Source organism: Frigoribacterium sp. 2-23, assembly GCF_049601585.1.
In the GTDB taxonomy this organism is placed as follows: Bacteria; Actinomycetota; Actinomycetes; order Actinomycetales; family Microbacteriaceae; genus Frigoribacterium.
In genome coordinates this window covers 1,858,738-1,884,684 of sequence record NZ_CP187126.1, presented here as the reverse complement: position 1 = coordinate 1,884,684, position 25,947 = coordinate 1,858,738, and the positions used below count along the sequence as shown (strand labels likewise).

Genomic DNA, 25,947 nt, shown 5'->3' with positions numbered 1-25,947 from the left:
CCGAGACAGGAGAACTGTGGCTAAACCACGCGTACACGAGATCGCCAGCGAACTGGGGATCGACAGCAAGACCGCCCTCGCCAAACTCACCGAGATGGGCGAGTTCGTCAAGGGCCCGTCGTCCAGCATCGAGCCCCCCGTGGCCCGCAAGCTGCGCGCCGCGTTCGAGAACGCCGCCCCCAAGCCGCCCGCGTCTTCCGCAGCTGCGCCCGCGGCGACCAAGCCGGCCGCATCATCGGCCCCCAAGCCTGGCGGCCCCCGCCCGGCAGCCCCCAAGCCCCCGGTCGCCGAGACCCCGGCACCCGCAGCTCCGACCAGCGTCGAGCCCGACGCCGAGGCGGCACCCGCTCCGGCGGCGCCCCTCACGGTGGCCGAGCGTCAGGCGAAGGCCGAGGCCGAGCGCGCCGCGGCGGCCAAGGACGCCGCGTCGGCTCCCGCGTCGGACGCCGTCAAGCCCGGTGCGTCCGCACCGAAGCCCGGTGGGCCGCGTCCCGGCGCGCCGCGCCCCGGCAACAACCCCTTCAGCAGCAACCAGGGCATGGGTCGTCCCAGTGCCCCGCGTCCCGGTGGCGCGGGCGCGCCCAGCATGCCGCGTCCCGGTGGCGCCGCAGGCCCGCGTCCGCAGGCTCCGCGTCCCGGCGCACCCCGTCCGGGCGCACCGCGTCCCGGCGTCGGCGCCGGTCCCCGTCCCAACGGCTTCGGGCAGCGCCCGGCCGGTGCCGGTGGTCGTCCCGGCGGTGCCGGTGGCGGTTTCCAGCGTCCCGGTGGGGGAGCACCCGGCGCAGCCGGCGGCTTCCGTCCCGGCTTCGGCGGGCCTCGTCCCGCCGGTGGTGGCGGTCGTGGTCGTGGACCCGGCGGCGGAACGGCCGGTGCATTCGGTCGTGGCGGCGGTAAGAGCAAGGCACGCAAGTCGAAGCGGACGAAGAGGGCCGAATTCGAGATGCGGCAGGCGCCCTCGCTCGGTGGCGTCAGCGTCCCGCGCGGCGACGGCAACACGGTCGTCCGACTGCGTCGCGGTGCCTCCATCAGCGATTTCGCCGACAAGATCGACGCCAGCCCCGGCAACCTCGTGACCGTGCTGTTCCACCTCGGTGAGATGGCCACGGCGACGGAGTCGCTCGACGAGGCCACCTTCGAGGTGCTCGGCGAAGAGCTCGGCTACAAGATCCAGGTCGTCTCCCCGGAGGACGAAGACAAGGAGCTCCTCGAGGGCTTCGACATCGACCTCGACCAGGAGCTCGAGGACGAGGACGAGTCCGTCCTGCAGATCCGTCCCCCGGTCGTCACCGTCATGGGTCACGTCGACCACGGTAAGACGCGACTGCTGGACGCGATCCGCAACGCCAACGTCGTCGCCGGCGAGGCGGGCGGCATCACGCAGCACATCGGTGCGTACCAGGTCTGGGCCCCGCACGAGGGTGTCGAGCGCGCCATCACCTTCATCGACACCCCCGGTCACGAGGCCTTCACGGCCATGCGTGCCCGTGGTGCCCAGGTGACGGACATCGCGATCCTCGTGGTCGCGGCCGACGACGGCATCATGCCGCAGACGGTCGAGGCGCTGAACCACGCCCAGGCGGCGAACGTGCCGATCGTGGTCGCGGTCAACAAGATCGACAAAGAGGGTGCGAACCCCGCCAAGGTCCGTCAGCAGCTCACCGAATACGGCCTCGTCGCCGAGGAGTACGGCGGAGACGTCATGTTCGTCGACGTCTCGGCTCGCAACAACCAGAACATCGACAAGCTGCTCGAAGCGGTGCTCCTCACCGCCGACGCCGGTCTCGACCTGGTCGCGAACCCGGACAAGAGCGCTCGTGGTGTCGCGATCGAGGCCCGTCTCGACAAGGGTCGCGGTGCCGTCGCCACGGTGCTCATCCAGTCGGGAACCCTGCGCGTCGGAGACGCCATCGTCGCGGGAACGGCCTACGGCCGTGTCCGCGCCATGATGGACGAGAACGGCGACCCGGTCGACGAGGCGTACCCGAGCCGGCCGGTGCTGGTCCAGGGTCTCTCGAGCGTCCCGCGAGCCGGCGACACCTTCCTCGTGACCGAGGAGGACCGCACGGCCCGTCAGATCGCCGAGAAGCGCGAGGCCGTCGAGCGCAACGCCTCGCTGGCCAAGGCCCGCAAGCGCATCTCGCTCGAGGACTTCACCCGTGCACTCGAAGAGGGCAAGGTCGAGGCGCTCAACCTCATCATCAAGGGTGACGTCTCCGGTGCCGTCGAGGCACTGGAGGAGTCGCTGCTCAAGATCGAGGTCGACGACAGCGTCCAGCTGCGCATCATCCACCGCGGTGTCGGTGCAGTGACCGAGAGCGACGTGAACCTGGCGACGGTCGACAACGCGATCATCATCGGATTCAACGTGCGACCCGACACGAAGGCGCGCGAGCGCGCCGCTCGCGAGGGCGTCGACATCCGCTTCTACTCGGTCATCTACTCCGCGCTGGAAGACATCGAGAACTCGCTCAAGGGCATGCTCAAGCCCGAGTTCGAAGAGGTCCAGTCGGGTGTCGCCGAGATCCGCGAGATCTTCCGTTCGTCGAAGGTCGGCAACATCGCCGGTGTCATCGTCCGCTCGGGCACGATCACGCGAAACGCGAAGGCCCGTGTCATCCGAGATGGCGTCGTCGTCGCGGACGGCCTCGCCATCGAGTCGCTGCGTCGGTTCAAGGACGACGTCACCGAGGTCCGGACGGACTTCGAGGCCGGTATCGGTCTCGGCAAGTTCAACGACATCCAGATCGGCGACGAGATCGAGACCATCGAGATGGTCGAGAAGCCGCGGGCGTAGGCCTCACCGGCCACCGCCTCCTGGTGTCTCGGGGCCTCGCCCGATCCGCAAGCCGGATCGGGCGGGGCCCCGCACCGTTCGCCCCACCCATCCAGTTCTCTCGAAAGGCAAGCCCATGGCCGATCCCCAGCGCGCCCGCAAGATGGCGGACCGCATCAAAGAGATCATCGCCCGTCGCCTCGACCGCGGCATCAAGGACCCGCGTCTGGGGTTCGTGACCATCACCGACGTCCGCGTCACGGGTGACCTGCAGCACGCGTCGATCTTCTACACGGTCTACGGCACCGACGAGGAGCGCAGCGACACCGCCGCGGCCCTGAAGTCGGCGACGGGCATGCTCCGCAGCGAGGTCGGCAAGAACATCACGGCGCGTCTCACGCCGAGCATCGAGTTCATCCTCGACGCCCTGCCCGAGAATGCCGCGTCGATCGACCGCCTCCTGCAGGAGGCGCGTCAGCGTGATCAGGACAGCCAGTCGATGGCCGCCACGGCCGAGTACGCCGGCGATGCCGACCCGTACGTCAAACCGCGTGAGATCGGCGACGACCTCGACGCTGACGACTTCGACGACGCTGACGACTTCGATGACGCTGACGACGACGACGCAGCCGCCGGCTCGGTCGAGCCCGACGGGTCGACCCGCTAGTCCGCCAAGCCCGTGTGACCGCCCCGGCGGCTCACTCGGGCAGCGTGTAGCCCTCGGGGGCCGAACCCGTGACGAGACCGTCGCGGAGGAGGCCCGCGAGGGCTCTGTCGCGTTGGGCGGCGTCCATCCACACGGCGGCGATCTCGGTCGGTGTCACGGGCACGTCGCTGGCTCGCAGCTCGGCCATGATCAGCCCGCGCACCTGGCGGTCCGATCCCTCGAACTTCGCCTGCGTGCGGAGTCGGGGGCCGACGTGCTCGGGCCGACCCGCCTGCACCCACGCGCACTGGTCGAGCAGCGGGCAGACGTCGCACCGCGGGTTCTTCGCGACGCAGACGAGTGCGCCCAATTCCATCACCCCGGCGTTGGTGACGCGGGCCTCGGCGTCGTCGGCGGGGAGCTGCGACTCCATCAGGGGCAGATCCCGACGCGCGTTCGGCGCCCACGGCTCGGCGAGTCCCTCGACGGCCCGCGCCAGCACGCGTCGCACGTTGGTGTCGACCACCGGGTGGCGATGCCCGTAGGCGAAGACGGCCACCGCTCGGGCCGTGTAGTCACCCACACCGGGCAGGGCCAGCAACTCCGGCACCGTCTCGGGCACGCGGCCGCCGTGCCGCCCCGTGATGACGACGGAGGCGGCGTGCAGGTTGAGCGCGCGACGGGGGTATCCGAGGCGGTCCCAGGCGCGGACGGCGTCGGCAGCGGGACGGGCCGCGAGGTCGGCCGGTGTCGGCCAGCGGTCGAGCCATTCGGCGAGCCGGGGGATCACGCGGACGACCGGTGTCTGCTGCAGCATGAACTCGCTGACCAGCGTGCCCCACGGGGTGAATCCGGGTCGTCGCCAGGGTAGATCGCGCCCTTCGGCACGGAACCAGGCATTCACGGCGGCGGAGATCGTCACCGCTCAACCGTACGCGAGCCGCGAGGCATAGCCTGGCCGCATGACGACCAGATGGGCCCCCGCCAAGAAAGACACGATGCGCGAGATCGCGACCGAGATCGCGCACAACTACCCGCGTGGCCGCGTCGTCGTGGCCGTCGACTCGGACGCCTCCGTCGACGGGGCCGCATTCTCCGACGACCTGGTCGTGGCCCTGGGCGAGCTCGGCCGCAGCGCGTTCCGCGCCTCCACCGTCGACTTCGCGAAGGCGACCGACGACGGGGCCGGCACGGGCGTCGAGGAGGCGCGGCGCGCGGAGAGTCTGGACGAATCGGTCCTCCGTCGGGTCCTGCTGGAGCCGTTCCGGCTGGGCGGTTCGACCGGCTGGGTGCCGAAGGCCTTCGACGCGGTGGCCGGCCGTGCGGTCCAGGCCGACTGGGTGACCGGGCCCGCCGACGCGCTGCTCGTGATCGACGGTACGGCGCTGAATCGCCCCTCGCTGGCGGGCGGCTGGAACTACTCGCTCTGGCTCACGGCCGATCGGGCCCGCACCGATCTCAGGGCGCGCGCCATGGCGGTCGTCGACGTGAGCGACCCCGAACACCCCCGGCGCGTCTTCGACGACGCCTGCTGATACCGTCGTCGGGTGAACAGCGGCATCCTTCTCGTCGACAAGCCGCAGGGCATCACCAGCCACGGCGTCGTGGCGCGCGTCCGCAAGGCCGCGGGCACCCGCAAGGTCGGGCACGCCGGCACGCTCGACCCGCTCGCGACGGGGCTGCTGGTGGCGGGGATCAACTCGTCCACGCGCCTCCTCACGTTCCTCGTCGGTCTCGACAAGACGTACGAGGCGACGATCCGGCTCGGCGTGTCGACCGCGTCCGACGACGCGGACGGCGACGTCACGGCTACGACCGACGCGGGTCACATCGACGACGAGGCGATCGACGCCGGCATCGCCCTGCTGCGCGGCCCGATCAGCCAGGTGCCGACCACGGTCAGCGCCATCAAGGTCGACGGTCGGCGCGCGTACGACCTGGCACGCCAGGGCGTCGACGTCGAGCTGAAGGCCCGCGACGTGACCATCAGCGAGTTCGTGGTGCTGGCACGACGTGAGACCGCGGTCGACGGCGTCGTCGTCCGCGACCTCGACGTGCGGGTCTCCTGCTCGTCCGGCACCTACATCCGCGCGCTCGCCCGCGACCTGGGCGCGCACCTCGGGGTGGGCGGGCACCTGACCGCCCTCCGCCGCACGAGGGTCGGTCCGTTCGACGTGGCGGCGTCCGTGCCGCTCGACGACCTCGACGCAGAGCTCGTCGCCGACCGGCTGCTCAGTCCGGCTGCGGTCGCCGCCGAACTCTTCACCGTGTGGTCGATGACGCCCGAGCAGACGATCGACCTCGGTCACGGCAAGCGCGTGCCCACCGAGCTGCCGTCGTCGGACGATCCCGTCGCCGCCATCACACCCGACGGGCGGCTGGCCGGTCTCGTCACGATCCGGGGCGGGGCCGCGAGACCGATCGTGAACTTCCCGACCGACGAGGTGTCCGCATGATCGAGTGGTTCACCTGGGTGCAGGTCGTCGTCGCCACGGTGGCGGGCCTCGTCTGCCTCGTCGCCGGTCTCGCGAAGCGACTGCCGAACGACATCACGGTCGGGGCCAGCGCCGTCGTGCTGCTGTTGCTGGTCGTGCAGCTCGTGGTCGCGATCGTCGCCCCGTTCGTCGGCAACGAGCCCACCGGCAGCATCGTCGAGTTCTACATCTATCTCGTGTCGGCCATGCTGCTGCCGCCGCTCGCGACCGTCTGGGCGCTGGTCGATCGGACCCGGTGGAGCAACCTCGTCCTCGCGGCCGCCGCGTTCGCGGTCGCGGTGATGGTCTATCGCATGCTCCAGATCTGGACCGTCCAGGGCACCTGACACCGCGCCTCCTGGGGTCGATGCGGGTGGTCGCCGCAGCCGCGCGCGAGCCATATCCTTGACGGTGATGGTCACTCAGCAGTCAACACGCGCGGTCGGAGTCGGTCGTGTCCTCATCGCGGTCTACGCGATCCTCGCCCTCGCCGCGACCGGCCGGTCGGTCTTCCAGATCGCGACCCAATTCGACGAGGCGCCGCTGGCCTACACGCTCAGTGCGCTGTCGGCGGTCGTATACATCGTCGCGACCGTCTCGCTGATCGCCCGGGGCACCGGGTGGTACGCCGTCGCCTGGGCGACCATCTCGTTCGAGCTCGTCGGCGTGATCGTCATCGGTCTCGTGACGGTCATCGACCCCGAACTCTTCCCGCACGACACGGTGTGGTCGTTCTTCGGCCGCGGCTACGGGTTCGTCCCGCTCGTCCTGCCGGTGCTCGGCATCCTGTGGCTGCGCCGGACGCGCCCGGCTCCGCTCGCGGCCGGCCGCGACGACGCCTCGGCCGGCGACTCCGACCCGGTGCGCTGAGGGTCGACGTGGAGTTCTACGACAGCATCGACGCGGTGCCGGCCGGCTTCGGGCCGAGCGCCGTCACGATCGGCAAGTTCGACGGCGTGCACGTCGGCCACCGCGCCGTCATCGGCCTGCTCGAAGAGGCCGCGGAGGCGCGGGGCCTGATCCCGACGGTCGTCACCTTCGATCGCCACCCGCTGTCCGTGCTGCGGCCCGAGTCGACGCCGACCCCGCTGGTGAGCAACCGTCAGAAGCGCGAGCTGCTCGAGCGCGCCGGCGTCGCGGCGACGCTGATGCTCGCCTTCGACGACGAGCTGCGCTCGCTCACGCCCGAGGAGTTCGTCGACCGCGTCCTGGTCGCCGCGCTGCACGCCTCGATCGTGTTCGTCGGCGACGACTTCCGGTTCGGCGTCCGGGGGAGCGGCACGGTCGACACCCTGCGCGCGTTGTCGGCGGAGCGTGGCTTCGAGGTCGTCTCGATCGACGACGTGCGCCCGGGTGGCGGCCGTCGCGCGTCCTCGACCTGGATCCGCGAACTGCTCGACGCCGGGCGCGTCCGCGAGGCCGGTGCCCTGCTGGGCCGCGAGCCCGCCGTCCGCGGCGTCGTCGTGCACGGCGAGCAGCGGGGGCGCGAGCTCGGGTTCCCGACCGCGAACCTCGAACGCACGAGCGAGGGCTTCGTCCCGGCCGACGGGGTCTACGCCGCACGCGTGCTCATCGAGGGCACGGTCTACCCGGCCGCCGTCTCGGTCGGCAACAACCCGACTTTCGAGGGGGTGCCCGAGAAACAGGTCGAGGCCCACCTGCTCGATGTCTCCCTCGATCTCTACGGCGCCGAGATGACGGTGCTGTTCGTCGACTGGATCCGCGGCAACCTCCGTTTCGACGGTCTCGAGTCGCTGATCGAGCAGATCGGCGACGATGTCGAGACGTGTCGCCGCATCCTCGCGGCCGACGTCAACGCCTAGCGCCGTCAGCGCCTCGAGGTGTCAGGGTCTGGCGCCGTCAGCGCCTGGCGACCTCAGCGGCGGATCGCGACCGCGACGAGACCGGCGACGTAGAACGCGGCGACCGTGACGACCGAGCCCACGACGGGCCACCAGGCGCCGTAGCGGCGCTGCAGGGCCCGCACCAGGAAGAGCCCGATCCCGAATGCCGTCGCAAACACGACCACGACCGTGCCGACGACGACGACCGCCGAGACCTGGAGCTGGGCGACGAGGAGAAGACAGGCTCCTGCGACGAGCACGGAGACGACCGAGAGCGCGGCACCGGCGACGACGTCGAGCACCGCGAGCACGGCGTTGCGAGGCGGACGGGAGGGCGCGATCTGGGTGCTCATGGCGGTGCCCAGCGTAGCGTGGAGCGATGTCCGACACTCCTCCTCCCGCCGCGCCGACCCCGTCGACCGGCTCGGCCGCCCTGCCCGACATGCCCGACACGGACCCGGCCGTCGCGGGTCGGCGAATCCTCGTCACCGGTGCCACCGGCTACATCGGCGGTCGGCTGACGCCCCGTCTCGTCTCCGCCGGTGCCACCGTGCGCGTGCTCGTGCGCACGCCCGGCAAGCTCGACGACGTGCCGTGGGCGGGTGACGTCGAGATCGTCCAGGGAGACCTGACCGACGCCGACTCGGTCGCGAAGGCCGTCGAGGGCATCGACGTCGTCTACTACCTCGCGCACGCCATGGCCGGCCGCGGCGACTTCGAGAAGGCCGAGGCCGACGCGGCACGGACGATGGCCGACGCCGCAGCCGCCGCCGGTGTCTCGCGCATCGTGTACCTCGGCGGGTTGCACCCCGAGGGCGAGCTCTCAAAGCACCTCGAGTCGCGGAAGGCGGTGGGCGACATCCTGCTCTCGAGCGGTGTGCCGACGATCGCCCTGCAGGCCGGTGTCGTCATCGGGTCCGGCTCGGCCTCGTTCGAGATGATCCGACACCTCACGGACGTGCTGCCGTACATGCCGGCGCCGAAGTGGGTCCGCAATCGCATCCAGCCGATCGCGGTCCGCGACGTGCTGCACTACCTGATCGGCTCCGCCGGCATCGACGCCGGCGTCAACCGCACGTTCGACATCGGCGGGCCCGACGTGCTGCGCTACGGGCAGATGATGAACGGCTACGCGCTCGAGGCGGGGCTGAAGCAGCGACCGATCGCGTCCCTCCCGGTCTTCACCCCCTGGCTGGCCTCGCAGTGGGTCAACCTCGTGACTCCCATCCCGCGTGCCCTCGCCATCCCGATCATCGCGTCGCTGCAATACGACTGCGTGATTCGCGAGCACGACATCGACCGTCACGTCGCGCCTCCCCGGGCCGGGCTGATCGGCTACCGCGAGGCCGTGCGCCTCGCCCTCGAACGCGAGAAGGAGGGCGCCGTCGAGACGAGCTGGCAGGACTCCTCGGTCTACGGGGCCCCGAGCGATCTGCTGCCGAGCGACCCGGACTGGTCGGGCCACACGGTCTACACCGATGACCGGTCCACCGACACCTCGGCCCCGCCCGAACAGCTCTGGAAGGTCGTCGAGGGTATCGGCGGCGAGAACGGTTGGTACTCGTTCCCCCTGGCGTGGGCTGCTCGCGGCTGGATGGACCGCCTCGTCGGGGGAGTGGGCCTGCGACGCGGCCGCCGCAGCGCGACGACCCTGCGCAAGGGCGACGCCCTCGACTGGTGGCGGGTCGAGACGATCGAGCGGCCTCGTCTGCTCCGCCTGAGGGCGGAGATGAAGGTCCCGGGAGGCGCGTGGCTGGAACTGACGGTCGAGCCTCGTGAGGGAGGCGGTGCGCATTACCGCCAGCGGGCCGTGTTCTTCCCTCAAGGGCTCGGCGGCCGGTTGTACTGGTTCTCGATCCTGCCGTTCCACGGCGTGATCTTCTCGGGCATGCTCAAGCGGATCACCGGCACGGCCGAGACCGAGTCGGCCGAGCGGGTCGTCGCCCCGGCGGCTGCGGACCCGACCCACGCGTGAGCGCCGTGGCAGGTCTGCTGGCGGGTGCGGGCACCGTCGTCGCGGCCGCGCAGTCGTCGCCGACGCCGTTGTACCCGCCCGACCCCGACGCCGTGTCGCCCGTGCCGCTCTGGCTGGGCATCCTGTTCGGCGTCGCGGTCGTGGTGGCGTCGTTCGTCGTGCTGCTGCCGCGCGTGCGGTACGGCCTCGACCGGATCGCGTCGCGCCGCCCGCGACGATTCCGTCAATGACCCCGCGCCCGTCGGCCGTGGCTGTGGCCGTACCCGGCCCGACCTGGCAGCATTAGCGAAACTCGAGATCGACAGAGAGGTGTGACCATGTCGAACACAGAGACCCTGGTTTTCGTCGGAGACAGCCTGACCCAGGCCGGCGACTGGGCATCGTGGTTCCCCGACGACGACGTCGTGAACCTCGGAGTCGGCGGGGACACCGTCGCCGACCTGACGGAGCGCATTGGCGACGTGATCGCCGCGCGTCCGGACTCGGTCGTCCTCATGATCGGGACGAACGACGTCGGTGCCCGCCGGAGCGTCGAGCAGGTCGTGCGCGGTATCGAGAACCTCATGGTCGTGATGCGGCGCGAGCTGCCCGGCACGCGCCTTCTGCTGCAGTCCATCGCACCCCGTCAGGCCGAGTTCGCGGCCCGCATCAAGGACGCGAACCGGCATCTGCGGCAGTTCTCCTCGACCGTCCGTGCACAGTACCTGGACCTCTGGCCGGCCCTCGCCGGGGACGACGACGCGCTCCGCCCCGAGTTCTCGGACGACGGAGTGCACCTGACGGCCGCCGGCTACGAGGCCTGGTTGGCCGAACTGCGGCCGGGTCTCGAGCGCCTGCGCGACGAGCCGCCGATGAGCCGCCCGCTGACGGTGATCGACAGCTCGTACGAGATCGACTGAGCGCAGGCCCGGCACCGGCCTCCGTGGCAGGTGGCAGCCCGGCCCGCCGGTAGGCTCGAACGGTTCGTCGGGCGTCCGCGTCCGATCTGTCCGGCCCCTTCGGGGCATACCTGGAAGGCGCCGACATGCCCACGCCGACGAAGCCCGACTTCACCCGCCCCGCCCTCGCCCCCGGGTTGCTCGGCGCGGTGGCGCTGGTGGCCGGTGTGGCGCTCCTCGACACCGGTGCGTTCATCATCTTCCGTTACGTGGTCTCGATCTTCGCGCTCATCATGATCGTCTTCGCCTTCCGGGCGCGGGCGTGGTGGGCCATCGTGCTGCTCGCCGCCATCGCCGTGCTCTGGAACCCGGTCGTGGTGATCCCGCTCGACGGCCAGCCCTGGGCCGCCCTACAGTTCGTGGCGGCGTTCGTGTTCATCGTGGTCGGTGTCCTGGTGAAAGTGCCGACGGAGCGCACCACCAGCTGATCAGGCTAAAATCGTCTGCAGTGCACAGACCCGCCCGAGGTCTGCACGGAGGGTTGAGTCTGCATGGCCACGGAGATCATCGGTACGACGGAGAGTCCTCTTCTGACCCCTCGTCCCCATCCCGGTGGTCTCGACCGTGACGATGTCGTGGTCCGCAAGGGTCAGTTCACCCTCCTCAACGGTCATCTGACCCCGCAGCAGTCGATGATCGACGACCTGATCTTCATCAGGCGCGTCCTCGACGAGGCGCAGATCCCGTACCTCCTCGTGCGCGGCAACGACGTGCGACCCGTGATCGCCGTCGAAGCGGTGCACCGCGCCTCCTTCGTCGAAGCCATGTCGGCCGCCTCGAAGACCGAGCCCTTCTACGCCAAGCCCCGTAAGGGACGGGCCGCCCTGGTCGTCGACGGCGGGCTCGACGACCCGAACGAGCGTGCCTACAAGATCTACCGGCCGCGCGTCGAGCCGATCGGCCGTCTGCGTTACGGGGCCGGGACGGCGATCCAGGTCGAGTTCTGGATACTGACGGACGACGAGATCCTCGTCCCCGTCGAGAACGCGCTGATGCGGACGTCGTTGCCGCGGAGCGAGGCGGTGGAGGCCACCGTCGAGCGCTACGGACTCGAGTGGCCGACCCTCCAGCACATGTTCGACGACCACGCCACGGACATCACGTTCGACATCGACATCGTGTTCTCGTGGGTGGACGGCAACTCGGTCGAGTACCAGCGCGCGCGTGCCGCCCAGGCCTCGCGGCACGTGGTGGGCGAGGGCGACGACGCCCCCGCTCGGTTCCGGCAGATCGACGAGCTCAAGTACGCCCTGCGCTCGGTCTACATGTTCGCCCCGTGGGTGCGGAACATCTACATCGCCACCGATTCTCCCGTCCCCGAGTGGCTGGGCGACCACCCGCGGGTGCGCGTCGTCCGCAGCGAGGAGTTCTTCGCGGACCTCTCGATGCTCCCGACGCACAACTCGCAGGCGGTCGAGGCCCAGCTGCACCACATCGAGGGGCTCAGCGAGCACTTCCTGTACTCGAACGACGACATGTTCTTCGGGCGCCCGGTCGCGCCCTCGATGTTCTTCTCGCCCGGTTCCGTGACCAAGTTCATCGAGGCCGAGACCCGCATCGGCCTCGGGCTGAACAACACGGAGCGGAGCGGGTTCGAGAACGCGGCCCGGGTCAACCGACGGCTGCTTCAGCAGCGCTTCGGCCGGGTCACGACACGGCACCTCGAGCACACGGCGGCGCCGCTCCGTCGCAGCGTGATGTTTGAACTGGAACACGAGTTCGCCGACGAGTTCGCGGCCACGGCCGGTAGCCCCTTTCGGGCCAAGGACAACATCTCGGTGACCAACTCGCTGTACCACTACTACTCGCTGATGACCGGGCGCGCGATCGTCCAGGAGGCCGCGCGGGTGCGCTATGTCGACACGACCATGGTGTCGGGGCTCGCGTCGTTGTCCGAGCTGCTGAAGAAGCGCTCGTTCGACTTCTTCTGCCTCAACGACGGCAGCTTCCCCGAGGTGAGCGACGACGAGCGCACGGCCACCGTCACCGATTTCCTGGAGCGCTACTACCCGTTCGCCGCGCCGTGGGAGAAGGCCGAGATGGAGCGCGTCGAGCGCGAGAACGCCGAGCAGGAGCGCCGCTCCCTGCGGGCCGAGAACGGCCAGGGCGAGCTCGGTTCAGCCGGTCGGTGACGGTCGCGGGGACCTCGTCCTCGGCGTGGCTTGCGTGTTCACTTTCATGCACGAGAATGTGCCCGTGACCAAGAAGATCGATACCGCTCTCAAGGACCTCGTCAAAGCCATCAAGAAGCACGGCGAGGTGATGAACGAACGGCCGTTGTCGGTGAAGCGCGCGGGTCGGGCCACGGAGCGGGTCCGGGTCGCCACGGCGGCCTACACCCAGGTGGTCGCCGACAAGACCGGTCAGCCCAACCCGTTCGTCGACTTCCTCGACCCGGAGACGGTCGAATCGCTGCGCCACGAGCGCGACGCGTTCGTCACGAAGGCCACGAAGTCGAAGAAGTCCGACTGACGGCGGTGCGTGGGGGCGGGGGCGGCTAGACGGGGCGGACCATTCGCCCGGCGAAGCCGAAGGCCGCGCCCGTGCCCGGCTGGCGAGCCGCCTCGAGACGGGCCGTCATGTGCTCGGCCATCGGCGGCAGTCCATCGAGGGGGAACCACCTCGCCTCCGTGTTCTCGCCGTCGGCCGGGGCCGGCTCGCCCGAGATCCAGCGCATGACGAAGGTGTGGTCGAGATACTGAGCCTGGTCGCCGTTCGCGTAGACGACCTCGTGCGTCACACCGACCAGGGCGAGGCGCAGCGGCTCGACGACCACATCGGCCTCTTCGGCGCACTCTCGCACGGCGGCGTCGGCGGGCTCCTCGCCCGGGTCGATGATGCCGGTGACGGGTGTCCACTCGCCGTTGTCGGCGCGACGGACCAGCAGGGTCTCGTCGTCACGCAGCACGACCGCGGTGACGCCCGAGAGCCAGAGCGGTGCGGTGCCGACGCGGTCGCGGAGGGCGAGGACGAAGTCGGGGGTGGCCATGCCAGCACCCTAGCGGCCCGCCTCCGTAGGCTGTCGCCCATGACCCGGCGCCCGATCCACGACCTCCACGACCTGGCGGGGGAGGCCGTGGTCCTCGCCGGCGGGGGGCGCGCCCTGCTCCTGCAACTCGCGCACCCGGCGGTGGGTCACGGGGTCGCGGACCACAGCGACTTCGCCTCGCGACCGCTCGACCGCCTCCACGGCACGATGACCTACCTCTACGCCATCGTCTTCGGTTCACCCGACGAGGTCGCGTTCGTGCGTCGGATGGTGAACCGCGCGCACGGCCCCGTGCGATCGTCTCCGGACGCTCGGGTCGCGTACACCGCGTTCGACCCCCATCTCCAGTTATGGGTGGCGGCGACGCTGTACGACTCGGCCGTGACGATCGTCGAGTACGTCTTCGGCACGCTCCCGGGCGAGACCCTCGATCGCGTCTATCGGGAATACGAGAGGGTCGGCACCGCGCTGCAGATGCCCGCCGACCTCTGGCCCGCCGACCGCCAGGCCTTCGCGCGGTACTGGAGCGATCAGCTCGCGACTCTCCGGGTCGACGCCACGACGCGGAGCGTGGCCCACCGACTGTTGCACCCGACGAACGTCCCCGTCGCGATCAGGCTCGCGATGCCCCTCGCCCGTCTGATCACCACGGGTCTGCTGCCCGAGCGCCTCCGCGACGAGTTCGGTCTGCCCTGGGGTCGTCGGCGAGAACGTCGCTTCGAGGGCGTGATGCGTCTCGCGCGACGCGTCGTGCCGTCGCTGCCGGATCGTCTCCGACACGTCGCGCGCGACCACTACGGGCGGCGCCTCGCGCGGGCGATTGCCGCGGCGACGCACTGACGACGGCGTGCCCGGACACGAAGGAGGCGGTGGCCAGGCCGGCCACCGCCTCCTTCGGTTCGGAGTGCGACGTCGCCCGGCGACGCGTGCGTCGGGCGACGGCGATCAGAGGGTGTCGATCGGCCCCGTCAGTGCCAGATCGCGCTCGACGATCGGGACGGGGGCGGTGTCGGTCTTGCGGTGCCGCGGGGCGGCGGGCGCGATGCGGACCCCGGCGAGGGCGAGGCGCTCGGCCGTCGACTCGGGGGAGACGTACTCGCCGACCGTGGCATAGGTGCCGATCGGGACGACCGAGTGCACGACCGTGTTCTCGTAGACGTGCACCAGGTTGAACGCCTGGGCGCCGTCACGGCCGCGGGTGGCACCCTGGATCACGTTGAGGTCCTGCGTGTAGCAGGTGGCCGACGCGACGGAGACGGGCACCCCGGCGAACATGGCGTTCGTCGAGTAGTGCAGGTGCCCGGCGATGATCGACCGGACGTCGCTGCCCTCGATGACCTCGGCCAGGGCAGCCTGGTCGCGCAGCTCGACGAGCACGGACAGGTCTTGCACGCTCGGCACCGGCGGGTGGTGCATGGCGATGACCGTCCCGTCGGGGGCGTCGACGCTCAGCTCCTCGGCGAGCCAGTCGAGCTGTTCGCCCGAGAGTTCGCCGTAGTGCTGACCCGGGACGCTCGTGTCGAGGGTGATGACGCGGAGTCCGTTGACGTCGTAGACGAAGTCGACGGGGCGCTGCGAGGGGATCTGCCCGAAGAGCTGCTCACGGAACGCACCGCGCTCGTCGTGGTTGCCCATGGCCCAGATGACCTGGGCACCGAGGCGTTCGGCGGCCGGTTCTATCAACGCGCGGAGCTTGCGGTATGCCTCGGGCTCGCCGCGGTCGGCCAGGTCGCCGGTGAAGACGATGGCCTCGGGACGGGCGCCCGATGCCTCGATCTCGTCGAAGATCTGGCGGAGTCGCGCCTCGCTGTCGACGGCGCCGTAGAGGTCGCCGTCTCCACCGATCAGATGCGTGTCGCTGAGGTGCAGGAGGAAGTGGTTCGGCCTGGGGTGTTCGGCCGTCCGGAGATCCATTGTTCTCTCATTCGATGTCGCCGACGCGGGACCCGGGACGAGACCCACGTTGTTGATTCGGCACCGAGTCCATCACGGGTTTGCTTGGCGAGCGGTGAACGCGAGTGCGTGTTCCGGTGAACAACGCACGAACAGGCCGTGTTCCCCGAATGGGAAGCCACGCTAGCGAGGACTCGCCGGCGCGCGCGACACCCGTTCGGGGACACGGCCTGATGGTGGTGCAGGGACTGCGGACGGAGCCTCGGGGCCTACTACGGCTTGAGGACGACCTTGATGCAGCCGTCCTCCTTCTTCTTGAACACGTCGTACATCTCGGCTGCGCGGGCGAGGGGGACCGGGTGCGTGACCAGGTCCTCGGTGCCCAGGGGGTCGGACGGGTCCTCTACCAGCGGCATGAGGGTGTCCATCCACTTCTGGACGTTGCACTGGCCCATCTTGATGGTGATCTGCTTGTCGAAGAGCGTGAGGAAGGGGGTCGGGTCGGCCGTGCCGCCGTAGACGCCGCTCAGCGAGACGGTACCGCCGCGACGGACGATCTCGAAGGCCAGGTGCATGGCACCCAGGCTGTCGATTCCGGCCTTCTGCATGACGGCCTGACCGATCTTGTCGGGCAGCGCGGCGGCGAACTTCTGGACGACCCCGATGCCCACGTGCTCGTGCGCCTCCATGCCGACCGCGTCGACGACGGAGTCGGGGCCGCGACCGTCGGTCATGCCCGAGATCACATCGGCGACGTCGTCGGTGAGGTCGAGCACCTCGATGCCGTGCCGGGCCGCCATGACCCGGCGCTCGGGTACGGGGTCGACGCCGATGACACGGTAGCCGCGGTAGGCGCCGATCCGCGACGCGAACTGCCCGACCGGACCGAGGCCCAGCACCACGAGCGTGCCGCCCTCGGGCACCTGGGCGTACTCCACGCCCTGCCAGGCGGTCGGCAGGATGTCGCTGAGGAAGAGATAGCGCTCGTCGGGAAGCTCCGCTCCGACGGTGACGAGATTGGCGTCGGCGAGGGCGATGCGCAGCTGTTCGGCCTGCCCGCCGGGTACCTGGCCGTAGAGCTTGCTGAACCCGTAGAGCGTGGCACCCGACCCGTACTCGGTGACCTGGGTGGTCTCGCACTGCGAGAACAGGCCCCGGTCGCACATGAAGCAGTGGCCGCACGAGATGACGAATGGCACGACGACCCGGTCGCCGACCTTGATGCGGCTGACGGCGGAACCGACCTGCGTGACGACGCCCATGGTCTCGTGGCCCAGCACGTCGCCCTTGTCGAGGTACGCGCCCAGGGCGTCGTACAGATGCAGGTCGCTGCCGCAGATGGCCGCCGACGTGACGCGGATGACCGCGTCGGTCGGATCGATGATCTGGGCGTCGGGGACGTCTTCGACCGAGACGTGGGTGACGGACTGGTAGGTGAGTGCCTTCATGTGTCCGGTCTACGCGCCCGGTCGGGTGGGGCACACAGGTGGGGGTACAGACTGGCTCGGCGGGCACAGAGAAAGGCGGCCGGGCCGTGAGGGCCCGACCGCCTATCTGCGGATCGCGAGTGCTTACGCGTCGACCGTCGCTGCGGCGACGATGTTGACGACCTTGCGGCCGCCCTTGGTGCCGAACTGGACCGACCCCGGTGCGAGGGCGAACAGGGTGTCGTCGCCACCACGACCGACGTTGGCGCCGGGGTGGAAGTGCGTGCCCCGCTGACGGACGAGGATCTCGCCCGCGAGGACGACCTGACCGCCGAAGCGCTTCACGCCGAGGCGCTGAGCGTTGGAGTCGCGGCCGTTGCGGGTGGAGCTAGCTCCCTTTTTGTGTGCCATGCGTTCTCAGCTCCCTTACTTGATCGAGGTGATCTTGACGCGGGTCAGGTCGGCACGGAACCCCATGCGACGCTTGTAACCGGTCTTGTTCTTGTAGTTCTGGATCGTGATCTTCGGGCCGCGCAGGTCGTTGAGGACCTCGGCGGTGACCGTGATCTTCGCCAGCGCGTCGGCCGCGGAGGTGACGGTGTCCCCGTCGACGTGGAGGACGGCGGGAAGGGTGATGCTCTCGCCCTCGGCGGACTTCAGGCGATCGAGGGTCACGATGGTGCCCACCTCGACCTTCTCCTGACGGCCACCGGCGCGCACGACTGCGTAGACCATGGTTGTTCCTAACTGATGGGGAGGCGCGCACCCGAACGGGTGGTGCCGAAGTCGGATCGCTCGGCACGGCGAAGCCGCGGCTCGAAGCGAACTTGCATAGCCTTTCACAAATGTCAGCGTGAATCAAATGTGGCCTAACATGGCGACGTCATGTCGAAACCGCTCCGCCACCCGCCGCGCTTCACCGCCGACATCGTCGCCGACGCGCGACACCGTCTCGAGGCACTCGTCCGCGATCTCGCGCACGACCTCGACGAGGCCGGGGACGACATCGAGCGGGTCGGCGAGACGGTCAGCCGCCACGGCTGGGAGCTCGCGAGCCTCGGCCAGTGGCTCGGGCTCGAGGGCGAGGCGCTGCTGCTGCTCGGCGGCGCCTCCTACCCCGAGATCGCCGACCAGCAGGGCACCACGGCGTCGAACGTGTACAACCGCGTGGGCCGGTCGCTGACGCTCGCGCCCTACGCGCAGGCGAAGGGCTCCGTGACCCGGGTGACGGGCGAACAGCTTCAGGAGGCGCGGCGCGAGTACGCGCTCGAGAACCCCTCCGAGGGCGGTGACGTCGACCTCGACCCCACCGCGTCGCTGTCCGACCGGGTGCCGGGCCTGCTGGCCGACGGCCCGCGCACGACGTCGGAGATCATCGACGCGCTCGAGGCCGCCGGCGGCGACTATCGCCGCAGCAGCGTCCTCTCGACCCTGAGTGTGCTGGCTCGCCAGGGCCGCATCGCACGGGTGGGGCACGGCGTGTACGCCGTGCCCCATTCGTGACGCCCTCGTCAGCCGACGCACCGGGCCGAACCGTCAGGCGAGACCGAAGGCGCTCAGTTCGTCGTCGGTGAGCATCCGCGACCGGATGAGGAATCGCTTGCCCTCGGGGCTCTCGACCGAGAAGCCCGCACCGCGGCCGTCGACGACGTCGATGGTCAGATGCGTGTACTTCCAGTACTCGAACTGAGAACGCGACATGTACACCTCGATTGGATCGAGGCCGTCGACGTGCAGGTCGCCCAGGTGGACGTCCACGGCGCCGATGCGGAAGAACCCGACGGGGTAGCACATGGGCGACGAGCCGTCGCAGCAGCCGCCCGACTGGTGGAACATCAGGGGGCCGTGCTGGGCCGTGAGGCGGACGAGGAAGGCGGCCGCCTCCGCGGTGACGTCGACCCGCGAGGGGGTGGACGTCACCGCCTCGGCGACCGACGCCGGAGGCGCGGTGGCGACCCGTGCCTCCGGGGCTGTCGGTTCGGGCGTCATCAGAAGAAGCCCATCGGACCGTCCGCGTACGACACGAGCAGGTTCTTCGTCTGCTGGTAGTGGTCGAGCATCATCTTGTGGTTCTCGCGTCCGATGCCCGACTGCTTGTAGCCGCCGAACGCCGCACCGGCGGGGTACTGGTGATACGTGTTCGACCACACGCGCCCGGCCTGGATGTCGCGGCCGGCCCGGTAGAGCTGGGCTCCGTTGCGGCTCCAGACACCGGCGCCGAGACCGTAGAGCGTGTCGTTGGCGATCTTGATGGCGTCGTCGTAGTCGGAGAAGTTCGTGACCGACAGGACGGGGCCGAAGATCTCCTCCTGGAAGATGCGCATCGAGTTACGACCCTCGAAGATGGTCGGGTTGACGTAGTAGCCGTCGGTCAGGTCGCCGCCGAGGTCCGCCCGGTCGCCGCCGAGCAGCAGCTTCGCGCCCTCCTGCTTGCCGATGTCCATGTAGCTGAGGATCTTCTCCAGCTGATCGTTCGACGCCTGGGCGCCGATCATCGTGTCCATCGACAGCGGGTTGCCCTGCTTGACCTGCTTCACGCGGTCGAGTCCATCGGCCAGGAACTGGTCGTAGATCGACTGCTGGATGAGGGCCCGCGACGGGCAGGTGCAGACCTCGCCCGAGTTGAGGTTGAAGAACGAGAAGCCCTCGAGCGCCTTGTCGTAGAAGTCGTCACGCTCGTCGGCCACGTCGGCGAAGAACACGTTGGGGCTCTTGCCGCCGAGCTCGAGGGTGACGGGGATGAGGTTCTCGCTGGCCATCTGCATGATGAGGCGACCCGTCGTGGTCTCGCCCGTGAACGCGATCTTGCGGATGTTCGGGTGCGAGGCGAGCGGGGCGCCGGCCTCGACGCCGAAGCCGTTGACGACGTTGAGCACGCCGGCGGGGATGAGGTCCTTGACGAGATCGACGAAGACATGGATCGACGCGGGTGTCTGCTCGGCCGGCTTCAGCACGACGCAGTTGCCGGCGGCGAGGGCCGGGGCGAGCTTCCAGACCGCCATCAGCAGCGGGAAGTTCCACGGGATGATCTGGCCCACGACGCCGAGCGGCTCGTGGAAGTGATAGGCGACGGTGTCGTTGTCGATCTCGCCGGTCGAGCCCTCCTGCGCCCGGATCGCCCCGGCGAAGTAACGGAAGTGATCGATCGCGAGCGGCACGTCGGCGGCGAGCGACTCGCGGATGGGCTTGCCGTTGTCCCAGGTCTCGGCGACGGCCAGCATCTCGAGGTTCTCCTCCATGCGGTCGGCGATGCGGTTCAGCATCAGCGCGCGCTCGGCGATGGTGGAGCGCTTCCACCCGTCGAAGGCCCGCCAGGCGGACTCGACGGCCTTGTCGATGTCGGCGGCGTTGCCACGCGCGACCTCGGTGAAGACCTTGCCGTTGACCGGTGACGGGTTCTCGAAGTACTGCCCGCTCGCCGGGGCGACGTACTCGCCGCCGATGAAGTGGTCGTAGCGACTGCGGAACGAGACGGGGCAGCTTTCGGTGCCGGGGGCCGCATAGGTGCTCGGGGGTGTGGTGATGGTCATCGTGTCCCTTTCGACGTCGTTGTCGGTTCGCGCGGGGGTCGCCCGCGCCTGGGCGCGACGATAGGACGCCGAGCGTTGCATCTCGTTGCGACGGCGACGGCGACGCCGCCGGCGACCGCGACCGCGACCGGTGGTGCGGGTCGACGGCAGCGGATGCCGTCAGTCGAGGCGGGCGAGCCGCGCGACGATCCCGGCGCGTTTCGGAGACCGGGCGGGCAGCACGCGCAGCAGTTCGCGCAGCAGGTCGACGTCGTCGCCGTCCGTGACGTCGAGGGAGGCGGCGTACGACAGCAGCACGTCCGGTGCCGCCGATTCGAGCAGCGACTCGCGGAGGCGGGCGGCGACGTCGAGGCGCAGTGCCTCGACACCCGGGGCCGTCGACCCCGGCAGGGCGACGCGGCGGAGGGCGCCCAGGGCGGCACGGTGGGCTCCGCGATCGAGCAGGTCGACGGCGTCGCCGAGGTCGGTCGCCATGGCGCGCGGCAGCCGATAGGGCCGCGACACGGGCGCGAGCGTGGGGTCGACGACGTCGAGGGCGTGGCGGAGGCGCACGATCTCGGCCCGCAGCGTCACGAGCGAGGCGGCGTCGCCGTAGACGGCGTCGGCGAGATGCGGGGCCGTCCAGCCCTCGGGCCGGCTCGCGAGCAGCAGCAGGATCTCGGAGTGCCGCAGGCTCAGTCGCGTGGTGCGGCCCCCGACGACGAGACGGGCCTCGTCTCGGCCCAGCGCCTCCAACCGGGTCTCGACCGTGGCGGCGCGACGCGTCCGCCGCGGCGGCACGCGATCACCGGCCGGAGGCACGGCGTGCGTCCGATCGCGCCGGGAGGCCAGTCGGCCGAGAGTCAATTCGGCCTCGACGGCGGCGACCGTCGCGCGCAGCAGGGGGAGCGTCTGCGGCCCGACCGCCCGGTCGTCGCCGGTGAGGTCGAGCACGCCGAGCAGCAGCCCCGTGCTCGGGTCGTGGATGGGGACGGCGGTGCAGCTCCACTCCTGCACCAGGTGGTTGTAGTGCTCGGACCGGCGGATCTGCACGCCGTGGTCCAGTGCGAGGGCCGTGCCGGGCGCAGACGTGCCGACCCGCGCCTCCGACCAGCCGGCCCCCTCGACGAAGAGCATGCGCTCGGCCTTGTGCCGCGCCTCGCGGTCGCCCTCGACCCAGAGCAGGCGACCGGCGTCGTCGGCGATCGCGACGAGCAGCCCGGAGCCCTCGGCGTCGTCGAGCAGCAGGCGCCGGACGACGGGCAGCACGGACGACAACGGGTGATCGCGGCGGTAGGAGGCCAGATCGTCGAGCGGCAGGGCGAGCGGCGGCATCGCATCGGGGTCGACCCGCCCTCGGGTGGCACGCCGCCAGGACTCGGCGACGAGGGGCCGGGGGAGACCCGCGTGTTCGGGCATGGCACCCCCTCGTCGGCTGGACGCGGCGGAGTCACTCGGCTCCGTCGCCGTGGTGCTGCTCAGGGTACGTCGATCCCGGGGTCGTCACCAGCGCCTCCCGGTTGTTCGGCAGGTGCCGCGTCGACCTGGCGGGGAGAGCGTCGGCGTCTAGTGGCCGACGCCCTCGCCGATGCTCGTGTCGAGCGGACGCTCCTTCACGAACGCCAGGACGATGGCGGCGGCCAGGAGCACCGGCGCGAGATACAGGAACACGGGGGTCAGCGAGTCGTTGTACGACGCGATGATCGGGCCCGAGATCGCATCCGGCAGCTTCGCGACCACGGACGGGGTGAGCGAGTTCTCGGACACGCCGGCGTCGGCGGCACCCGCGGGCAGCCGCTCGGACAGCAGCTCGGTGAGGCGGTTCGTGAACAGGGCGCCCACGATGGCGGTGCCGATCGACGCACCGATCTCGCGGAAGAAGTTGTTCGCCGCGGTGGCCGTGCCGACCTCGCGGGGGAACGCGTTCTGCACGATCAGCACCAGGATCTGCATGCCGAGACCGATGCCGAAGCCGAGCACGAAGATGAACACGCCGAGCACGACGATCGACGTGGTCGTCTGGAGTGTCGACAGCAGGGTCAGGGCGATCGCCATGATGACGGCGCCGGTGATCGGCATCCACTTGTAGCGACCCGACCGGCTGGCGAGCTGGCCCGAGCCGATGGCCGAGATCATGAGACCGGCCATCAGGGGCAGCAGCATGAGACCCGCCTCGGTGGCGTTGACGCTGTGCACCATCTGCAGGTAGGTCGGCAGGTAGGCGATCGAGCCGAACATCGCGACGGCGAGGGCGAGACCGCCGATCGTCGCGAGGTTGAAGTTGCGGTCGCGGAACAGGTGCAGCGGGATGATCGGCTCGGCGGCGCGACGCTCGGCGAGCACGAACAGCACGCTGCCGACGACGGCCGAGACGATCAGGCCGATGATGAGAGGCGAGTTCCAGTCGTATTCGGTGCCACCCCAGCTCGTGACGAGCACGATCGAGGCCGCGGCGATCGCCATGAACACGATGCCGAGCACGTCGAGCGTCGGGCGGTGCGTGTCGCGCTTCGGCAGGCGGATGAAGACGGCGGCCATCGCCATGGCGAGCAGGCCGAGCGGCACGTTGATCCAGAACGCCCAGCGCCAGCCGATGCCCTCGGTGAACCAGCCGCCGAGGATGGGCCCGAGCACGGCCGAGAGGGCGAACACGCCGCCCATGACGCCCATGTACTTGCCACGCTCGCGGGCGGGGACGACGTCGGCGATGATCGCCTGCGACAGGATGATGAGCCCGCCGCCGCCGAGACCCTGGATGGCGCGACCGGCGATCAGCCAGGCCATCGAGTCGGCCATGCCGCCGACGATCGAGCCGGCGATGAAGATGCCGACCGCCGCGAGGAACAGCCCCTTGCGGCCGATGGTGTCGCCGAGCTTGCCGTAGATCGGCATCACGATGGTCGAGGCGAGGATGTACCCGGTGGTCACCCACAGCATGTGGTCGACGCCGTTGAGCTCGCCGACGATGGTCGGCAGCGCGGTGCTGAAGACGGTCTGGTCGAGGCTCGACAACAGCATCGTGACCATCAGCCCGATGAAGATGAAGAGGATCGTGCGCTTGGAGGCGACGGGCGCGGCGTCGGGTGCGGCGGGCGCGGCTCCCTCGGGACGGGCGCTCGTGCGCTCGGGTGATTCGGTGGACATGGCTGTTCTCCTACGGCGAGGTGGCGCCGCCCGAGAGCGGGCGGTCGGGGGTGGGTTCCGGCTGCCGTAGGCGGAAACGGGGGAGGTGCGGGTCGGGTCGACTCTGTCGACGCCGGACTCAGGGGCGCAGGCTGCGGTACACGCCCAGACAGTCGCGCAGGATCTGCTCGGCGTCGGCACCGGGCGGGGCGTCGAACAGGCGTGGGATGCTGAACCGCAGCACCGAGCCGACGAACAGCACCACCATGCGGGCCTGGTCGTCGGTCGTGGCGCCGTGCGGCGGCTCGGGCAGGCGACCGGGATGCGCCGCCATCCAGCGGCAGACGACCGCCTGCATGCGTGCCTCGGCGGTGTCGATGCGGCGGAGCTGGTGCTGCATCAGCTCGGGGCTGTCCACGATCGCACGGTGCCGATCGCGGGCCGATCCGTCGTCCGACGCGAGCGCCACCCGCACGATGAGCGACACGAGGGCCTCCACGACGTCGTCGTGGTCGACGGACACGAACGCGTCGAGGTCGGCGTCGTCGAGCCCGTCGTCGTCGGGGCCGAGCACCGCGTTCTCCTTCGAGCCGACGTAGTTGAAGAACGTCTTCGCCGAGATCTCGCAGCGCTCGCAGATCATGTCGACGGTGACGGCGTCGTAGCCGAGCTCGAGCGACAGGTCGATCGCCGCGCGCTGGATGGCGGTCAGCGTGGCCTGGCGTTTGCGCTCGCGGAGTCCGGGTCGCTCGTCTGTAGAAGTAGGCACCCCGTAAAGATACACCCTCTGTAACTTTACGTGTTGACTCTTTTTTGCTCGGCTAGCTCAGCTAGCTCAGCTAGCTCAGCTCGCGCAGCTAGCTCAGCTAGCTCAGCTCGCTCGGCTAGCTCAGCTCGCGCAGTCGATGCAGAGTCGGGCCGCGGGTCGCGCCTCGAGCCGCGCCTCCCCGATGCGGGCGGAGCAGCGCTCGCATCGCCCGAAGGTGCCGTCGGCGATCCGGGAGAGGGCGGCCTCGGCGTCGGTGGCCCGCTCGAGCGCCGACCGCCGGACGGCATCGAGCTGCGACCGTTCGTAGGCGATGGTGGCGCCCTCGGGGTCGTGTTCGTCGTCGACGTTGGCTCCCTCGCGGGCCGCGGCCACCGCCTCCATGTCGCCCTGCAGCCGCTCGGCCAGGGCGAGCGCGTCGTCCCGCGTGGCGCGCAGCCGATCGGTCGGGTCGAGCACGCGATCGACCGTCACGCCGTCACGAGCGGCGGCACTTCTTCGCCCGCGCGGGGTGGGGCCGGGGGAGTCCCGTCGCCGAAGGGGCGGCCGCCGAGCCGCTCGCGCCCGTGCTCGGTGAGCCACCCCGATGGGTCGGGCCCGGCCGGGACGATGCCGGTGGGGTTGATGTCGGAGTGCACCACGTAGTAGTGGGCCTTGATCTGGTCGAAGTCGATCGTGTCGCCGAATCCGGGGGTCTGGAACAGGTCGCGGGCGTAGGCCCAGAGCACCGGCATCTCGGTCAGTTTGTTTCGGTTGCACTTGAAGTGCCCGTGGTAGACCGCGTCGAACCGGGCGAGCGTCGTGAACAGGCGGATGTCGGCCTCGGTGATGGTGTCGCCGACCAGGTAGCGCTGACCGGCGAGTCGCTCGGACAACCAGTCGAGTCGTTCGAACAGGGTGCGGTAGGCCCGTTCGTAGCTCTTCTGCGACCCGGCGAAACCGGCGCGGTAGACGCCGTTGTTGACGTCGCGGAACACCACGGCGTTCACCTCGGCGATCTCGCGCCGCAGGGCCTCGGGGTAGAGGTCGGGAGCGCCCTCGCGGTGGAAGTCTGTCCACTCGGTCGCGAAGTCGAGCGTGATCTGCGGGAAGTCGTTCGTGACGACCTTGCCGCTCGGCACGTCGACGATCGCCGGCACCGTGATGCCACGCGGGTAGTCGGGGGTGCGTGCGAAGAAGGCCTCCTGCAGCCGTTCGATGCCGAGCACGGGGTCGCGACCGTCGGGGTCGAGGTCGAAGGTCCAGCTGCGGGCGTCGTGAGTGGGGCCGGGCAGACCGAGCGAGATGGCGTCCTCGAGCCCGAGCAGACGACGCGAGATGACGCTGCGGTTCGCCCAGGGGCACGCCCGGGCGGCGACGAGGCGGTAGCGGCCCGCCTCGACCGGCCACCCGTCGGCGGCGTCGCGCGTGATGCGGTCCTCGATGTAGTTGGTGTCGCGGGTGTACTCCTGGCCCGGCTCGACGTAGCTGCCCTTGGCCTGCTGATCGCTCATGGCGCCACCCTACGCACGGCCCGTCGTCGATTCCCGGCTGCGGCGACGGGCGACCCTCGACGGCTGCCCCGCGACGGCTGCCCGTGGCGAACGGTGC

The 25,947-nt window shown here is 70.1% G+C and carries 29 protein-coding genes; 15 read left to right on the top strand and 14 right to left on the bottom strand.

Features of this window, described 5'->3' with window-relative positions; all coding sequences use genetic code 11:
• Nucleotides 1–16: 16 nt before the first annotated feature.
• Both infB and rbfA read left to right on the top strand, forming a co-directional pair.
• Entirely contained in the window at nt 17–2,794 is a 2,778-nt protein-coding gene (infB, locus tag ACPEEZ_RS08840; RefSeq protein ID WP_423917629.1) for a translation initiation factor IF-2, read from the top strand.
• 115 nt (nt 2,795–2,909) lie between these two features.
• Nucleotides 2,910–3,440: a 30S ribosome-binding factor RbfA gene (gene rbfA, locus ACPEEZ_RS08835; RefSeq protein WP_423917626.1), complete on the top strand. Its 531-nt coding sequence runs from the start codon at nt 2,910–2,912 to the stop codon at nt 3,438–3,440.
• A 31-nt stretch (nt 3,441–3,471) separates the two neighbouring features.
• On the opposite strand, the gene ACPEEZ_RS08830 is transcribed toward rbfA, so the two are convergent.
• On the bottom strand, nt 3,472–4,341 hold the full coding sequence (locus tag ACPEEZ_RS08830) for an A/G-specific adenine glycosylase (protein ID WP_423917623.1): 870 nt from the start codon (nt 4,339–4,341) through the stop codon (nt 3,472–3,474).
• Between the two features lie 40 nt (nt 4,342–4,381).
• On the opposite strand from ACPEEZ_RS08830, the gene ACPEEZ_RS08825 reads away from it, so the two are divergent.
• The 5 genes from ACPEEZ_RS08825 (at nt 4,382) to ACPEEZ_RS08805 (ending at nt 7,716) form a co-directional block, all read left to right on the top strand.
• Entirely contained in the window at nt 4,382–4,954 is a 573-nt protein-coding gene (locus ACPEEZ_RS08825; RefSeq protein ID WP_423917621.1) for a hypothetical protein, read from the top strand.
• 12 nt (nt 4,955–4,966) lie between these two features.
• On the top strand, nt 4,967–5,875 hold the full coding sequence (truB, locus tag ACPEEZ_RS08820; protein ID WP_423917618.1) for a tRNA pseudouridine(55) synthase TruB: 909 nt from the start codon (nt 4,967–4,969) through the stop codon (nt 5,873–5,875).
• Nucleotides 5,872–6,240: a hypothetical protein gene (locus ACPEEZ_RS08815; RefSeq protein ID WP_423917616.1), complete on the top strand. Its 369-nt coding sequence runs from the start codon at nt 5,872–5,874 to the stop codon at nt 6,238–6,240. Before truB ends, ACPEEZ_RS08815 begins: the two co-directional genes overlap by 4 nt.
• A gap of 67 nt (nt 6,241–6,307) precedes the next feature.
• Nucleotides 6,308–6,763, top strand: a complete 456-nt coding sequence (locus tag ACPEEZ_RS08810) for a hypothetical protein (protein WP_423917613.1) — start codon at nt 6,308–6,310, stop codon at nt 6,761–6,763.
• 8 nt (nt 6,764–6,771) lie between these two features.
• Nucleotides 6,772–7,716: a bifunctional riboflavin kinase/FAD synthetase gene (locus ACPEEZ_RS08805; RefSeq protein ID WP_423917610.1), complete on the top strand. Its 945-nt coding sequence runs from the start codon at nt 6,772–6,774 to the stop codon at nt 7,714–7,716.
• A 53-nt stretch (nt 7,717–7,769) separates the two neighbouring features.
• On the opposite strand, the gene ACPEEZ_RS08800 is transcribed toward ACPEEZ_RS08805, so the two are convergent.
• Nucleotides 7,770–8,090, bottom strand: coding sequence for a hypothetical protein (locus ACPEEZ_RS08800; protein ID WP_423917607.1), 321 nt, complete (start codon nt 8,088–8,090; stop codon nt 7,770–7,772).
• 26 nt (nt 8,091–8,116) lie between these two features.
• Between ACPEEZ_RS08800 and ACPEEZ_RS08795 the strand changes: the two genes are divergently transcribed.
• The 6 genes from ACPEEZ_RS08795 (at nt 8,117) to ACPEEZ_RS08770 (ending at nt 13,122) form a co-directional block, all read left to right on the top strand.
• Nucleotides 8,117–9,712: an SDR family oxidoreductase gene (locus tag ACPEEZ_RS08795; RefSeq protein WP_423917604.1), complete on the top strand. Its 1,596-nt coding sequence runs from the start codon at nt 8,117–8,119 to the stop codon at nt 9,710–9,712.
• Nucleotides 9,709–9,942 carry a hypothetical protein gene (locus ACPEEZ_RS08790; RefSeq protein ID WP_423917602.1) on the top strand — a complete coding sequence of 78 codons (234 nt, stop codon included), beginning with the start codon at nt 9,709–9,711 and terminating at the stop codon, nt 9,940–9,942. Before ACPEEZ_RS08795 ends, ACPEEZ_RS08790 begins: the two co-directional genes overlap by 4 nt.
• An 87-nt stretch (nt 9,943–10,029) precedes the next feature.
• On the top strand, nt 10,030–10,611 hold the full coding sequence (locus tag ACPEEZ_RS08785) for a GDSL-type esterase/lipase family protein (protein ID WP_423917599.1): 582 nt from the start codon (nt 10,030–10,032) through the stop codon (nt 10,609–10,611).
• Between the two features lie 125 nt (nt 10,612–10,736).
• The gene (locus ACPEEZ_RS08780) at nt 10,737–11,078 is read left to right on the top strand and encodes a DUF6804 family protein (protein WP_423917597.1); all 342 of its coding nucleotides are present in this window, start codon (nt 10,737–10,739) and stop codon (nt 11,076–11,078) included.
• Nucleotides 11,079–11,141: 63 nt separating this feature from the next.
• Nucleotides 11,142–12,782, top strand: a complete 1,641-nt coding sequence (locus ACPEEZ_RS08775) for a stealth family protein (RefSeq protein ID WP_423917594.1) — start codon at nt 11,142–11,144, stop codon at nt 12,780–12,782.
• Between the two features lie 64 nt (nt 12,783–12,846).
• Nucleotides 12,847–13,122 (top strand): hypothetical protein, encoded by a 276-nt coding sequence (locus ACPEEZ_RS08770; RefSeq protein ID WP_423917591.1) that lies wholly within the window; start codon nt 12,847–12,849, stop codon nt 13,120–13,122.
• Between the two features lie 25 nt (nt 13,123–13,147).
• Here ACPEEZ_RS08770 and ACPEEZ_RS08765 read toward each other — a convergent pair whose 3' ends face one another.
• Nucleotides 13,148–13,639: an NUDIX hydrolase gene (locus tag ACPEEZ_RS08765; protein WP_423917588.1), complete on the bottom strand. Its 492-nt coding sequence runs from the start codon at nt 13,637–13,639 to the stop codon at nt 13,148–13,150.
• Nucleotides 13,640–13,678: 39 nt separating this feature from the next.
• Here ACPEEZ_RS08765 and ACPEEZ_RS08760 point away from each other — a divergent pair, with 39 nt between their 5' ends.
• On the top strand, nt 13,679–14,479 hold the full coding sequence (locus ACPEEZ_RS08760; RefSeq protein WP_423917585.1) for an oxygenase MpaB family protein: 801 nt from the start codon (nt 13,679–13,681) through the stop codon (nt 14,477–14,479).
• 105 nt (nt 14,480–14,584) lie between these two features.
• On the opposite strand, the gene ACPEEZ_RS08755 is transcribed toward ACPEEZ_RS08760, so the two are convergent.
• The 4 genes from ACPEEZ_RS08755 to rplU form a co-directional block, all read right to left on the bottom strand.
• Nucleotides 14,585–15,553, bottom strand: a complete 969-nt coding sequence (locus tag ACPEEZ_RS08755; RefSeq protein WP_423917583.1) for a phosphodiesterase — start codon at nt 15,551–15,553, stop codon at nt 14,585–14,587.
• Between the two features lie 251 nt (nt 15,554–15,804).
• On the bottom strand, nt 15,805–16,980 hold the full coding sequence (locus ACPEEZ_RS08750) for an alcohol dehydrogenase catalytic domain-containing protein (RefSeq protein ID WP_423917580.1): 1,176 nt from the start codon (nt 16,978–16,980) through the stop codon (nt 15,805–15,807).
• Nucleotides 16,981–17,103: 123 nt separating this feature from the next.
• A complete protein-coding gene (gene rpmA / locus ACPEEZ_RS08745) occupies nt 17,104–17,370 on the bottom strand; it encodes a 50S ribosomal protein L27 (RefSeq protein ID WP_423917578.1) in 267 nt (88 codons plus the stop codon).
• Nucleotides 17,371–17,385: 15 nt separating this feature from the next.
• A complete protein-coding gene (gene rplU, locus ACPEEZ_RS08740; RefSeq protein ID WP_423917575.1) occupies nt 17,386–17,694 on the bottom strand; it encodes a 50S ribosomal protein L21 in 309 nt (102 codons plus the stop codon).
• 150 nt (nt 17,695–17,844) lie between these two features.
• On the opposite strand from rplU, the gene ACPEEZ_RS08735 reads away from it, so the two are divergent.
• Nucleotides 17,845–18,462 (top strand): hypothetical protein, encoded by a 618-nt coding sequence (locus ACPEEZ_RS08735; protein WP_423917573.1) that lies wholly within the window; start codon nt 17,845–17,847, stop codon nt 18,460–18,462.
• Between the two features lie 33 nt (nt 18,463–18,495).
• Here the strand turns inward: ACPEEZ_RS08735 and ACPEEZ_RS08730 are convergent, their stop codons facing one another.
• The 7 genes from ACPEEZ_RS08730 to ACPEEZ_RS08700 form a co-directional block, all read right to left on the bottom strand.
• Nucleotides 18,496–18,948 carry a DUF779 domain-containing protein gene (locus ACPEEZ_RS08730; protein WP_423917570.1) on the bottom strand — a complete coding sequence of 151 codons (453 nt, stop codon included), beginning with the start codon at nt 18,946–18,948 and terminating at the stop codon, nt 18,496–18,498.
• Complete coding sequence (gene exaC, locus ACPEEZ_RS08725; RefSeq protein WP_423917568.1) at nt 18,948–20,489, bottom strand: acetaldehyde dehydrogenase ExaC; 1,542 nt, start codon at nt 20,487–20,489, stop codon at nt 18,948–18,950. Before exaC ends, ACPEEZ_RS08730 begins: the two co-directional genes overlap by 1 nt.
• 159 nt (nt 20,490–20,648) lie before the next feature.
• Nucleotides 20,649–21,887 carry a GAF domain-containing protein gene (locus tag ACPEEZ_RS08720; protein WP_423917565.1) on the bottom strand — a complete coding sequence of 413 codons (1,239 nt, stop codon included), beginning with the start codon at nt 21,885–21,887 and terminating at the stop codon, nt 20,649–20,651.
• 147 nt (nt 21,888–22,034) lie between these two features.
• Nucleotides 22,035–23,612, bottom strand: a complete 1,578-nt coding sequence (locus tag ACPEEZ_RS08715) for an MDR family MFS transporter (RefSeq protein WP_423917562.1) — start codon at nt 23,610–23,612, stop codon at nt 22,035–22,037.
• Between the two features lie 118 nt (nt 23,613–23,730).
• Nucleotides 23,731–24,360, bottom strand: a complete 630-nt coding sequence (locus tag ACPEEZ_RS08710) for a TetR/AcrR family transcriptional regulator (protein WP_423917559.1) — start codon at nt 24,358–24,360, stop codon at nt 23,731–23,733.
• A 120-nt stretch (nt 24,361–24,480) separates the two neighbouring features.
• On the bottom strand, nt 24,481–24,831 hold the full coding sequence (locus tag ACPEEZ_RS08705) for a TraR/DksA family transcriptional regulator (protein WP_423917556.1): 351 nt from the start codon (nt 24,829–24,831) through the stop codon (nt 24,481–24,483).
• Nucleotides 24,828–25,850 carry a glutathione S-transferase family protein gene (locus ACPEEZ_RS08700; RefSeq protein WP_423917553.1) on the bottom strand — a complete coding sequence of 341 codons (1,023 nt, stop codon included), beginning with the start codon at nt 25,848–25,850 and terminating at the stop codon, nt 24,828–24,830. The genes ACPEEZ_RS08705 and ACPEEZ_RS08700 overlap by 4 nt, the downstream gene beginning before the upstream one ends.
• Nucleotides 25,851–25,947: the final 97 nt, after the last annotated feature.

Coding starts and splice junctions, on each gene's coding strand:
- ACPEEZ_RS08795 (WP_423917604.1), top strand. CDS start 8,117: ATGTCCGACACTCCTCCTCCCGCCGCGCCGACCCCGTCGACCGGCTCG.
- ACPEEZ_RS08825 (WP_423917621.1), top strand. CDS start 4,382: ATGACGACCAGATGGGCCCCCGCCAAGAAAGACACGATGCGCGAGATC.
- ACPEEZ_RS08715 (WP_423917562.1), bottom strand. CDS start 23,612: ATGTCCACCGAATCACCCGAGCGCACGAGCGCCCGTCCCGAGGGAGCC.
- rplU (WP_423917575.1), bottom strand. CDS start 17,694: ATGGTCTACGCAGTCGTGCGCGCCGGTGGCCGTCAGGAGAAGGTCGAG.
- exaC (WP_423917568.1), bottom strand. CDS start 20,489: ATGACCATCACCACACCCCCGAGCACCTATGCGGCCCCCGGCACCGAA.
- ACPEEZ_RS08750 (WP_423917580.1), bottom strand. CDS start 16,980: ATGAAGGCACTCACCTACCAGTCCGTCACCCACGTCTCGGTCGAAGAC.
- ACPEEZ_RS08780 (WP_423917597.1), top strand. CDS start 10,737: ATGCCCACGCCGACGAAGCCCGACTTCACCCGCCCCGCCCTCGCCCCC.
- ACPEEZ_RS08810 (WP_423917613.1), top strand. CDS start 6,308: ATGGTCACTCAGCAGTCAACACGCGCGGTCGGAGTCGGTCGTGTCCTC.
- ACPEEZ_RS08800 (WP_423917607.1), bottom strand. CDS start 8,090: ATGAGCACCCAGATCGCGCCCTCCCGTCCGCCTCGCAACGCCGTGCTC.
- ACPEEZ_RS08775 (WP_423917594.1), top strand. CDS start 11,142: ATGGCCACGGAGATCATCGGTACGACGGAGAGTCCTCTTCTGACCCCT.
- ACPEEZ_RS08760 (WP_423917585.1), top strand. CDS start 13,679: ATGACCCGGCGCCCGATCCACGACCTCCACGACCTGGCGGGGGAGGCC.
- ACPEEZ_RS08730 (WP_423917570.1), bottom strand. CDS start 18,948: ATGACGCCCGAACCGACAGCCCCGGAGGCACGGGTCGCCACCGCGCCT.
- ACPEEZ_RS08700 (WP_423917553.1), bottom strand. CDS start 25,850: ATGAGCGATCAGCAGGCCAAGGGCAGCTACGTCGAGCCGGGCCAGGAG.
- rbfA (WP_423917626.1), top strand. CDS start 2,910: ATGGCCGATCCCCAGCGCGCCCGCAAGATGGCGGACCGCATCAAAGAG.
- rpmA (WP_423917578.1), bottom strand. CDS start 17,370: ATGGCACACAAAAAGGGAGCTAGCTCCACCCGCAACGGCCGCGACTCC.
- ACPEEZ_RS08815 (WP_423917616.1), top strand. CDS start 5,872: ATGATCGAGTGGTTCACCTGGGTGCAGGTCGTCGTCGCCACGGTGGCG.
- ACPEEZ_RS08720 (WP_423917565.1), bottom strand. CDS start 21,887: ATGCCCGAACACGCGGGTCTCCCCCGGCCCCTCGTCGCCGAGTCCTGG.
- ACPEEZ_RS08735 (WP_423917573.1), top strand. CDS start 17,845: ATGTCGAAACCGCTCCGCCACCCGCCGCGCTTCACCGCCGACATCGTC.
- ACPEEZ_RS08765 (WP_423917588.1), bottom strand. CDS start 13,639: ATGGCCACCCCCGACTTCGTCCTCGCCCTCCGCGACCGCGTCGGCACC.
- ACPEEZ_RS08755 (WP_423917583.1), bottom strand. CDS start 15,553: ATGGATCTCCGGACGGCCGAACACCCCAGGCCGAACCACTTCCTCCTG.
- ACPEEZ_RS08785 (WP_423917599.1), top strand. CDS start 10,030: ATGTCGAACACAGAGACCCTGGTTTTCGTCGGAGACAGCCTGACCCAG.